The sequence below is a fragment of the Myroides odoratus genome (assembly GCF_965118575.1).
Taxonomy (GTDB): Bacteria; Bacteroidota; Bacteroidia; order Flavobacteriales; family Flavobacteriaceae; genus Flavobacterium; species Flavobacterium odoratum_B.
Genome location: NZ_CBCPHW010000030.1, coordinates 22,460 through 35,007, shown reverse-complemented (window position 1 = coordinate 35,007; position 12,548 = coordinate 22,460). Strand labels below are relative to the sequence as shown.

At 34.8% G+C, this 12,548-nt stretch carries 3 protein-coding genes; all 3 read right to left on the bottom strand.

Going from position 1 to position 12,548, the window contains the following annotated elements:
- The coding region (locus tag ACMHJ2_RS17225) for an RHS repeat domain-containing protein (RefSeq protein WP_413514097.1) at positions 1-318 on the bottom strand (318 nt) is incomplete at its 3' end.
- Between the two features lie 879 nt (positions 319-1,197).
- Positions 1,198-1,815 carry a hypothetical protein gene (locus ACMHJ2_RS17220; protein WP_413514096.1) on the bottom strand — a complete coding sequence of 206 codons (618 nt, stop codon included), beginning with the start codon at positions 1,813-1,815 and terminating at the stop codon, positions 1,198-1,200.
- On the bottom strand, positions 1,815-12,533 hold the full coding sequence (locus ACMHJ2_RS17215; RefSeq protein WP_413514095.1) for a SpvB/TcaC N-terminal domain-containing protein: 10,719 nt from the start codon (positions 12,531-12,533) through the stop codon (positions 1,815-1,817). Before ACMHJ2_RS17215 ends, ACMHJ2_RS17220 begins: the two co-directional genes overlap by 1 nt.
- Between the last annotated feature and the right edge of the window lie 15 nt (positions 12,534-12,548).

The following is a 12,548-nucleotide window of genomic DNA, read 5'->3' as shown; positions in this document are numbered from 1 at the left end:
ACCATTTAAATGAATAACATCTCTACCATCAGGATCAATTGCATTAATAGGGTTATTAGCCACATACACATAAGGGTTAATATTTGGATACTTTTCAGCATGTGGGTCCACACTCAAAAACACACTCATCGTCGGATTGTAATAACGCGCACCATAATAGTAATACCCCGTTTGTGGATCTATTTCTTTACCATTAAATTTATACACATTATCATAATTACTGTTATTGTGTTCTACCATCAGTTCTCCAAATGGTAGGTACCCATAGTAATGCGTAGGCACTCCATTGATGTCTGTAAGGCAAGAAGAACTTCCCAAGTGGTCACTATGGTACCATTGCCCTTTGTTTTAGTTATACAGTTTCAGTGGGTTTATCTACACTGTATTTCAATGTGCGTCTGTATATGCGCTAATTTTTTGGTGTTTTGCTATTTATTCAACAACTCCTTCACTTCGTTTTTTGTTTATTATGTTAAGTTAATCACAAAGTAAATATCGCAATTCTCTTTGGTTTTTCATCTTCCAACTGCTATTATTTAGCCTTTGCTTACTGCTATTTTTAACTGCGCCTATTTATGCGCTTAACATTGGTTTTAATGCAGTAAATCCTTCGTACAATCGACTTACTTTGTTTTAACGATCCAATTGCTATGTTGTAAAATTAAATACATACAATCTGTTTATTTTCGTTTGACTGTTTTTGTACTTTTCAATTGTAGTCTTTGTCTACAAAGTAAAAAAGTAGTCTTTGTAAAACTACATTATTGATCGGCACTGTCGCAGCATTCGACTTACTACGCTCCTCTTTACTACTCCACTGACGATAAACTACTTTTAAAAATATAATGTAAATAAATTGCTACAACTGTTTATTTTATTGCAATGAATCACTTACTGCAAAACACTTTTTAAATCAATTGTACACCTTTATTGTATGTTGTACGTTGTAATTCTTTGCTATTATATAAACTACTGCTACAAAACCCAACTACTACATTTTCTACATCACTGTTGCTTTTTTGTAGGCTATGGCTGTACTTTATGTTTTGAAACTCTTTACCATTGTTGTTGGATAGTCGAAGCTTTTTAATAGTGTAACGGTGGTAGGGTGTTTCTTTTTTCTATTAAACAAAACCCCCTAAATAACAAAACCCCAACGATCCGTTTTGGAAGGTTGGGGTAAGTATTAATTTAAAATTAATAAAATCTATTTTTTCTTATTTTAAAACATTTTTCTTCTACTTCATTGCTGTTTTTTAAATCAAAATAAAATATATCAAAATTAATTTTTATTTTCCTCTTACGGGAATCAATTATAATCATTTTAGTAGCAGCAACATCATGCTTTAGTTTAACTATTAAACCTTCATCTCTTTCATATTTAAAAACGAATTGTAACGTATCTCCTAAATCAAACGGATAATTAAAAGATGTTTCTCCTTCCTTTAGATTACCTAATAAAGTTTCTATACTACCCTTCTTCAAATAAACATCTATATTCTCATAGGTAACTTTACTAACTTCGGTACGAACAACTATTTTATCCTCTATTTGATCATTCTCTTCATCAAAAGCATAAGGTAAATTCATTCTATCTATTAATTCAAATATACATAATTTTCCTTTTTCGTTTAGATAATATTTCCCCATGATCGATCCATTACTTCCATAACGCGAATAATCTTGAAGTCGAAAAGTTGAATCTTTATTTAATGTTATTATGCTATCATTACTATAATATCTATTATAAAGTAATTCTCTTTTACTAATACAACTACAAAACAACACAATAATTACGAAATATATCTGTTTCATTAATCAAGATTTTTATAAGGGTAATTCTTTTGCCCATTTCTTTCTATGTTAAAAAATCCTTTTACGTGATTCCTATTTAAAAGTCCTGAACGCGTAGGCAATGGGGTATCAGAATTTATATCATTTGTTGGCATTCCATGTACTCCAAACTCAATTTTATATGATTCTAATTCTGAATCCAAAAGAGAGAAATTCTTAGAACTTAAAAAATCTGTATTGCTTAATGGTATCCTCTTTCCATCAGCTACTTCAGCTCCATGGTTAATCTCATGGGTTGCATTTTGATCAGAAGTATTATTTATTATAACCTTAGGTACCTCTCCATATTCTGAATGATTTTCAAATCCCCCAAACTCCAATTCGGCAATAGTTCCACTGTTTCTTTTAAACTCAAATCCAAATGCTGTACTATTTTCTAATTTATCTAAATTGTCAATAGCTTTAATATTTGCAGATATCTGATCATTAGCTGTAGCTATATCTACGTTTAATACTCTTTGAGTTCCCACATCATTTGATTTACTCAGTTGAGTATTTAGTTTCGTTAATCTTCTATTCAAAGAACTTAAATTAGAATCATATTGTCTTCTTAATTTATCTGCCATTTTTTTATCCGAACTACTCCACCAAAATCGTCCATCTATTTCAATGTTAGTAATTGGATTATTTGCAACATAAGTGTAAGGATTTGTATTAGCATATTTATCCGCCAACGGATCCACACTCAAAAACACACTCATCGTCGGATCGTAATAACGCGCACCATAATAGTAGTAACCTGTTTGCGCATCCAATTCTTTACCATTGAATTTATACACATTATCATAATTACTATTGTTGTGTTCCACCATCAGTTCACCAAACGGTAGATAACCATAGTAATGCGTTGGTATTCCATTGATGTCTGTAAGGTAAGAAGAACTCCCCAAGTGGTCGCTATGGTACCACCAAATTTTTCCTTGTCTGTATGGAGGTAATGGAATCACTGGTGGATTAGGAATCACTGGATCAACCTCAGTTCCACCTCCAGGGGTTGGAGTTGTTGGTTCTGGTACCTCTGGTGTTGGTCGAACAGGAGGTCTGATGATTAATTCCAACAATTTACAATAATCAATACTACCCGATCCTTCTGTTGATTCTGACACTTCTAATCCATACTTATCAAAAACTTTAATACACTCTTCTCCATACAATAAAATGCAATTTTCGTAAGCAGATATGAATTCTTTATAACAGTCTTCTATTACCTCTATATCAAAACAATCACTGTGCTCTTCCATGTATTTTACGGCTTCACACATTCCCATACCACTGTTCTTCACATAGCCTAAAAGTATAGCTAAACAATCATAACGATTGTGTTCTTCTAAAAATGAAATCCAACTGTTATACTCATCTAAACATTCCTGATCTAAACAGCCTTCTTGGTATAATACATCTATAATCATACAGGAGGTGTAGCCCAGTTTTCTGTGGTATTTTATAAGTTCTAAACATTTGTTATTCTTCTCTACATAGAATTTATCTTCAATAGACTCCAATTCTTCATCACAATTTTTAGCACATCCCTCTCCTTCCATCTTACCAACAATATCACAGGCATTTGAATTAGAATTTATTAACTCTGTCAATCGTTTGGCACATTGTGATTCCAAATCGTGCTCATATTGTTGTTTTAAATAATAAAGCGCCTCTTCACAAGTATTATCTGTATCAGTCGTAAAAAATTGAGGTTCATCATAATTTGAAGTTGTAAATAAGCCTCTCAAATTGGTTTCAAATTGGGTACGATACGTACCATTTCCTGCACCAAAGGAGAGTCCCTCTCCGAGTGAACTTGCTATTTTTTCACTGCCTGAATAATAGTGTTTGGTATATTTACCCGATTGTTCAACGGTAATGTATTGATTAGGATACAAAATATAGCTATCTACTACAGATAGTCTGGTGTTGAACGAGCCATTAATAGCAAAACTCTGGCTTTGTCCTAAACTTTTAACCACGCGATTTCCTGTATAGTCATAGTTGTAATATGAAACTTGATTGCCAACAACCACAGCTTGTAGTTGATCTTTAGCATCCCAAAATAAATCTCGACTATCAATTACTCGATTTGATCCTACTTCTTTTTTATGACTATAAGTCATATTTCCATTCAAATCATACTTCAAATCTTGTTTGTAGCTTAAATTAGTAGGTCCCGCATTTTGATAGGTAATTCCTTCTATCTGATGGTTGTCTGTTGTGTATTTATAAGTTGCCTTATATTGATTGTCTGTATTTTCTGATAGGCTTGTATACATATTAAACACATGGTGATATTGATCCTTAGCGATAATACCATGCGTCCTATTATAGGCCATTGTCACATTAGAACTATGCCTTTCTCGTTTCCCTTCCCACTTAGTAGATGCAAATTTTAAACGATTAAATCCATCGTATTGATACGCTTGGAAGGAAATACCGCCAACATCTAAACTTGCATGTAGTGAACTTGTATTATTTATGCCTGTAATATTGCTATTTTGATCATAGCTCACTAACACATTAGTAAACAATTCATTATTCGGTCTGCGTAAAGTTAAACCTCTTAAACGTTGCTGATGGCTATAGAAATATTCCGTTTCAACGTTATTGCCATATTTTACTTTTTTGCGATTCCCATAGTGATCATACGTAATTGATTTGATGTAATCAAAGTTATCCGCATTCGTTATACGTTTTAGCAGTCCACCTTTATCATATTGATACAATATTTTTTCGCCATCAGGATAAATAATACTCGCTACTCTCCCCCAAAAGTCATAAATAAAAGACAGGTTTGAAGTATAAGAATAACCATCTGGTGTTTGTATCTTCCTCTTCTGTTCAATTATATCACCATGTGTACCATAAATAAATTCATCTTCTACTGTATTATCCACAACTTTAGTCAATAAATCTTGGTTATACGTATAATACGTTATGGCATCCCCAGAAATCTCTTTTTCTAACAATTCTTTATTATATTGATACATTATACTTTGCCCTGATTGCATTAAATTACTGGTTTCTAATTTAATCACCTGACCAATAGCGTCATAGGTATATTTTGTAACTCCTCTATCTACCTGTTCTTTAGCAAGTAGTTGTCCAATACTATTATACGTATAAGCCGTTTGTTTTCCCTCTGCATCTGTTACGTTTAAGATACTACCCAAAGCATTGTAAGTAAATTGCGTACAAAGGGTTTGGTTATCTCCTATCTGTTTGGTAGAGGTATTTCTTCCTTTAGCATCAAAATACGAAATAGAGGTATTTCCTTCTGGTAAAGTAACTTCTTTTTTAAATTGAGTTATATTCCAACAATCTTTGTCATACCCATATACATAACTAGTCACAGCACCAATCCCAAGAACCCTTTCAGATTTTGGTCGATCTACTTCATCATAGATCACCTCTACCGAATTATTGGTATCCATACGTGGTGTAGAAAAACGAGTTATACCATTAGTAACACTTTGTGAACAATCAATTTCTTCTGAAGGCAAAGAGCTTTTTGTACTTCTACCAAATTCATCATATACTACTTTTCCACTAACCGCAAGGCGATACCCTACATTGGCACTACAATATTCTTCTTTATCTAACTCTTGTTTGGTTTGAATTGCACGGCCCAAACCATCTGTAAAAACAGATGATTTATAATACTCTCCCGCAGTTATACTTGATGGAAAATCACTTAGTTCTTTTGAACGTTCTGTAAACACATAAGGATATAATCGTTGCTGAGGATTGTATTGTAAATTATATGTATTTCTTAAAATTATTTTATTGACAAAACTCGCAGAGCCAATATTATCAATTCTCCCGAAAAAGTCATACACATACGTTAAAGAAGCAAATCCATTGACACTAATTGTTCCTGGAACACCAAAACTAATATCATAATTAATATGAGTTATTGCACCTCGATTATTCATTAACTTTTGAGGATACATATTAAAAAGTGGATCATAGGTAATGGTTTCTATATATTGTGAACTCCCTATCATTGGATGCTTTTTTTCTATCAAATTTCCAAAAACATCATATTGAAAGGTATAAGGAGCAAATTGGGTAGGGCTCCAATATTTTTTGAAACCTATTGTATTTCCTCTTGCATCTATTTCACTTTCTACTTTTCGATTCTGTCCATCCACAAGTACTTCGTGGATTTTAGGTATCGATACGAGATAATTAGTTGTATTATAGTGATAGCTTATATTTACGGTAATTAGATCCGCTGGATTTACACTTTGACTATCTCCAACATCTCTATATCGCGTTAAATTTCCGTACCGGTCATACCGATCAAAATACACTTTGGTTCGCTGTTCAAACCCTGTTGTTTGTGTACTATTAAATTCATATTTAGATGTCGTAACACTGCGCAACAAGGGTAGGTATATTTTTTTTTCATCAAAACTAATTTGCCCGCCTGATGTTAAGGTATAATCTGAAGCGGAATTCGCATTTACTTTAAAGAACTGATACTCATTTAGCGTTTTGCTATAGATACGTCCATATTTATCGTACAATGTTTGTTTACTCAACAAGCCTTTCTTAAAGTAATATTGGCGAATCATTGGATTCAAACCAGGTCCATAGGCCTCTGACTCAGTTAACTCATTGATTAAATATTCCTCTTTTACACTGCGATACACGTCTCCCAGACGATCTAATTCATTAGTTACAACTTCACCAAATCCTAAAAATCTTCGCTCTCTTCGATCTTTAAAACCTTTGTAATAACTAAAACTACGGCGCATCGTACTTTCACCATCCCCTTCATATCCATCGTAAATAGAGGCTTGAGTCATCACCCATTTGGTAAATGGCATAGCGTAGTTCAGTCCTATTTTTTTTGCTTCCCCAGGATTTTTGTTGTCATAATCAATTTGAATCACGCCTCCTAATGGTCGTTTTACCGTTTTTAGTAAGTTGGTTTTTCCAATTCTTGAATAAGCCACTTGTAAATCTCCTTCTGAATCAGAAACTAAAATATCGGGATAACCATCTCCATTGAAATCCATAATCTGAACGGTTTCTTTATTCAATGTTTTTCCTGTACTGAATCCCACAGAGAAACAAATTTTAGGTCCTGTAAAGACAATCGGAGCTAAAAAATAAATACAATAGGTTCCATTGATATTAACTCCGCCCGAAATATTTTTACTTTCTTTGGATGAAGATACAGGCAAGACAATCGCTTGATTTGAAAACCCGGTTCCTGTATTTAAATAAACGGTATTGCCACCGACAATTTTATCGGGTAAACCATCGCCATTAATATCCAATAAAGACGTAACATCTTCGGTAATATTTTTTGCAATGGAAAAACCACCAGCAATAGCTCCTGCAAATAGATTCATTCCTCCACCACCAGAATAGGTTGTTGTTTTAGATTCTTTAATAGCACTCGTTCCCCAGGTATTATCTGCCTTAAAACTACTTCCGTAATTTAACGCTACAGCTCCTCCTCTTTGAATGTAATCAGGTAAACCATCTCCATTTAAGTCGACTAAATCATTCGAAACAAAATCATTCGTAGAAAAATAAGAAGCGTTCACAGACATAGCAGACCCTGTACCACCGTCTTTGACAGCTGGGGTTGGGTTTTTACTATTTCCGAAATTATTGGCAATAAATTCCATTTGCGTTCCACTAGGAGTTGAAGCCGCTACTCCACTTCCACTGGCCTTAAAATCTTGTAACACATTTTTCGCAATCATGCGTTGAGTTAGTCCTCCTTTCTCATTGGTTAACTGAATGCGATCACCAATAATATCAGGGTAGCCATCGCCATTAATATCTCTAAAATCATTTATTGCTTTTCCCTCTACTTTATTGTCGCTATATGAAACAACTAAAACCCCTGCTGTATACCCTTTAGATACACTGCGAATATATTTAATCACTGATTTTGCTTCGTGACTTGTAACAAGTCCTACTCCACTACCATCTATTTCTCTATCTCTTCCAAAATCACCATTTGGATCAGGAGTATCCCGCAAATCAATAGCTAAACGTTCCAAATAAGGACTACTTGTCAAAGCGGATATAAACATTTTATCATTGAGTTGCCATCTATTTAATTCCTTATTAGGCAATAAAACATACAGTCTTGGAGGGACATCTTGTGTAGATGTAGATCCTCCGCCCCGATTGCGTTTTTGCTCCACGCATTCCATATAGTCTTCGTAAATATCGTGATTCTCGCATTCGCGCATTTCTGCTTCACTTAAATCCGGAGACTCTGGATTTAATCCTTGTTGAGCTCCTTCATTACTAAGAACTTTTTGATTAATAGGTTCTGTTCTATTTTCTACTTCACTTATGCTTTTATAAGCAAAAGCACCCCATCCTCTATACATGGGTCCGAATTGTGTGTTTCCTTGCTTGCCCAGAACAGTAGTTGTAACAGAAGTAGTAGGGGTTGCATTAATTGTTCCATTGGCTGCATAGGTTAATTTAACCACCGCTTGATTCGCATTTACTGTAAATTTATCTGCTGTTTTAGGATTTTCGCTAAACCATTCAAAATAAATTTTATTCGCCAATGCATCATTATTCACAGGTACTAATTCAAAAATTGTTTGAGTGATACTTGTCGCTACGGCATCGTAATTTCCTGTTGTAGCATTAAATTTTGCTATGTTTTTTAAAGCTCCTCCACTATATTTAAAGCGATACTTTATGTATTGATTGCTTGTTGGTGTTTCTTTCAACACTTCTCCTTTGCCATTTTTAACTATAAAATAAACATCGCCAATAGTACAGGTTCCATCACAACCCGAAAAAGAAAGGGTATGATTCAATCGAAAAGGAGTTTTAGCCGTTAACGTTAAACTCACCGCTTGCTTGCGATACTCTTTGTTGTAAATCGAAAGTTCTGGAACAAGTCCTTTATCTAAAAGCCCTTCTGAATCTGTAATTTTGGGATTCCATTTGGAGCTAATACTTTGCCAATTTACATTGGAACTCGACTGAATTTCAGCTTTAATATATTGCATACTATTCGCATTATCCGATGAGATATCCGAAACAGTAAAACTGTAATTTAAGGCTGGAATTGTATTCAATTCATTGAGCTTAATTCGCTGCTTATAGACATCAATCAACGCTCCTGCATGAATGGGTAAATACAAATTAGTCGAAGATGGGTTTGTTGTATTTAATTTGAATCGCTTAATTACAAGTACTACCTCATCAGATAACTTGGAATCGCTCATTCCTCCTACGCTATTATCAACAACAAAAGAATCTGCTTGGATGGCATACGTTCCATTTTCTTTGATTTCGATTGGAGCAAAACCACTAATAAGGTAGGATTCAGAAAAAGAATTCACATAGGGTTTCAAATTATTTGCATCTGTATAATTTTGATCTGCAGTAGCTGTATAACTAACTTTAGGATTCCATTCTACAGCAACATCAGCTTTATCAGCGCTCGATATCACACGAAAGAAAAAGCGATCCCCTTTTTGAACAGTAACAGCACTGAAAGCAGTCGCCGTATTGGTTCTAGAAACAGCAGTTATTGGTCGTAAAAAGGTTGTATTGCCTGTTTGGTTTACATTCCCTCTTTCAATACTATAATAAGCCAGCTGGGAATTATTGGCTAATTTAATCGCACCTGATATATTTATAGTTCCATCTATAGAAGCTTCCCACATTTTAACAACATCAACCGTAGGAATTCTTGGAATTGGTAATTCTGGTGGGGGTGAAACAGTAATAGCTCCTGCTGTGAAAATTGGATTTGACGATTGCGAGCTATTCTCATGAAAATAGGGCGTACGATTATAATTACTTAAACTATTAAAAAAAACTTGCCCATCATTTACAATATCAGGTAGTCCATCGTGATTAACATCTTCTACATAAATGGGAATTTTAGTTTCTGACCAGCTTTTTCGACCCGAAGCATAAGCAATTAAACTCGCTTCTAAACCAGCTCCTACTGTTTTTGTTTTTGATTTACTGAAATTTGATTGCCCTAGAATTGGACTTCTTAGGCGGCTAAAATGTCCGTTTAAATTTTTTCGGTAGTACAATTTTTTGTCAGCCTTAAATACCTTATCTGGTAAACCATCCCCATCTACATCCATTAAAGCAATAATAGCCTCTGATTGAGATGAATTACTAAAACCTGTAATTCCAACCGTTCCATACTTTGCTACAAACAACAAGGTAGCAGGGTTCGCAATAGAAGCGTATCCTGCATAAACACCGCCACTAATCTCTTTATACTCTCCTTGACCTCCACCAATAGCTGAAGCAGAAGCTTTTAATTTATTAAATACCCCAGAAAAGTCAACCTGTGTTTCTACTCTAGCTCTCGGTGCAAATAGTTCTCCATTGGCAATTTCATTGTGATACTCAAATTCATGGGAATGAAATAACACAGAATTATACATTTGATCTACTTTTCTCAATAAGGTTTTCCCAAAGGCTCCCTTTTGATAGCTTAATACATACTTTCTAATTTGATTCTCCCCTGCAAATTTAATAACACTAACCACTATTTCTGACAACAAATCATCTTCTACTTCTTTCACTCCTCTGCGTATAGAAAAACTTTTATCTTCACGGGCAGAACCTCCAACTGTATTGGTTCGGTTAAAACTAATTTTATACATATTATTGACTGAACCATTAGCATGCTTAGTGTACAAAATTGCCTTTAAATAGAGTTGTTTTCCATCAATTAAACTTCCCGTCGTAAAGTTCTTTAATTCATACTGATACTCTATGTAATTTCCATTGAGATCCTCTACCTTAGTCAACATCCACTTAACAATATTACCCTGAGTGCCTATACCCGTAGTCAAACGAGCCTGTGCTACACTACCATAGTAATATTTCACTCCTGCTTTAGTTGTAACTACCCAAGTATAGGTAGAAGGTGATGTTCCTAAGCGTTGTATTTTATTAAAATTCCCTTCTAGTCTCGGAGCAAATGTTGCATTAGCTACTCTTGCTATTCTATCATCTCGATTAGGTGCATATTCACCTCCTTGAGTTACTAAAACCAAATCTTCTCCATTGAAGCTATACAATTCTGACTCTTGATTTGTGTCGTAAGTCGCTGCTCCCCAAGTGGTATTCACTTCAATAGAAGGTACATTCAAGTCCCATCCTAGTCCAACCCAACCACTACTTCCTGAACCACTGGAATAACTCAAAGATAAACTCGGTTGCATTCCCTTTCTACCTGCAGGAATTTCAATGGGATAGGAAACATTTGCATCTCCTGTGCTACTTGCTTCAGGCATTTCAACAAAATTGATTTTGTCCGTAGGTTTAGCAGCTGGTAAATTTCTTGCCCCTGTAGGCGTAAAACCAGAATAATCGGGGCTTTCTGGCATTTGAATAACTCCTGCAATATAATCGGTAAAGTGATTCGTTAATCCACGAACCATACCTTGTTCTGCCAGGACTTGATCTTTAGGAATTGCCACCCATTTTTTACTAGATTCGTCAAAGTAAAAGATATGTATATCTTCGTGCTTCGTACCATTAGGCACTAAGTTTTCATCAAACTCAATCGAAATTAATCCATCCTTTTCAAAAGTAGATCCATCAGGTAAAAAGCGATACCCTTGTTGGTTTTTGGTAATATTAATGATTCCTGCTCCTTGTGGGGCTAAGTCAATTTTTCGCAATTTTGCTACTTGAATTTCTGTAATTTGTTCTCCAATTGCCTGTTCTGGAAATTGAATGGCGGCTCCTGAAATTGCCATATGGTTTTCTTGATCGTGTGCAATAGGAAATCGCTTCCCCAAATTTGGTTCAGTCACCGCATATTGGGTATTGACTTTAACCGCAGTTTTTTTCAACCAAGCCGTTAAATCAATTTGCTGCATAGCTAAACCCGCTTCTTGAAAAACTAAATAGGGAGTGTCAGCCGAATTATAATCAACAATCGCTTCAAATTCCTTTTTAGCTGCTAACTGAATTGGAGTCATTTTGTATCGCAAAGAAGCCGTTTGCTGAGAAGTTGCAAATCCTCTTACATAAAGACGTCCCTCTTCTGTGCGCTGAACATGGGTCAACACTAAAGAATCTGAACTATTTCCGATTTCTTCTTGTAGAAGTTTTACTTGGCTAACCCTCGTTTCAATTCCTGAACTGTTATTTACATTAAAAAAAATGCGATTGTTCCCCTTTACTAACAAAGCGGGATTGATACGCTCTTTAATAACCGTTTCTGTAGAAGAATAGCTAACTAAGTTATTTCCTAAAGCGGGATATCCATTGATACTCCTTGCTAAAGAAGATAAACTATTTACACCCAGTACGGTGTATTCTAAGTAATAAGCTTTACTTAAATCAATGCTTTCTAGAATAGAAATATCAAAAAAGTTATCGATAGGATCATCACTTTCTCCATATTGACTTCCAATAATACCATAGTCTAAATCAGCCGCATATACCTGCGTAAAGGCTGTAGATACTTCCAAATCTTCCTTTGTTTTCTCTTCCTTTAGTAGGGATTCTACAACAGATGAATACTCCTTTTGAACGGTCTCTCCTAAAGCGTTTTCCCTTCCCTCATACTCAGGTTTCAATTGTTCTTGCCCCCTAAAAAAAGAGGTAGATTGCGCTATCTTTAAATCAACAGATGAAAGTGTTTCTGCATAGGCTTGAATCGGATAAATGACTGTCGAATAGAAAAAAGACAGCACTATCATTCGATACAATGTTTT

Excerpts from the sequence above, each read along its gene's own strand:
- ACMHJ2_RS17220 (WP_413514096.1), bottom strand. The coding sequence starts at position 1,815 with ATGAAACAGATATATTTCGTAATTATTGTGTTGTTTTGTAGTTGTATT.
- ACMHJ2_RS17215 (WP_413514095.1), bottom strand. The coding sequence starts at position 12,533 with ATGATAGTGCTGTCTTTTTTCTATTCGACAGTCATTTATCCGATTCAA.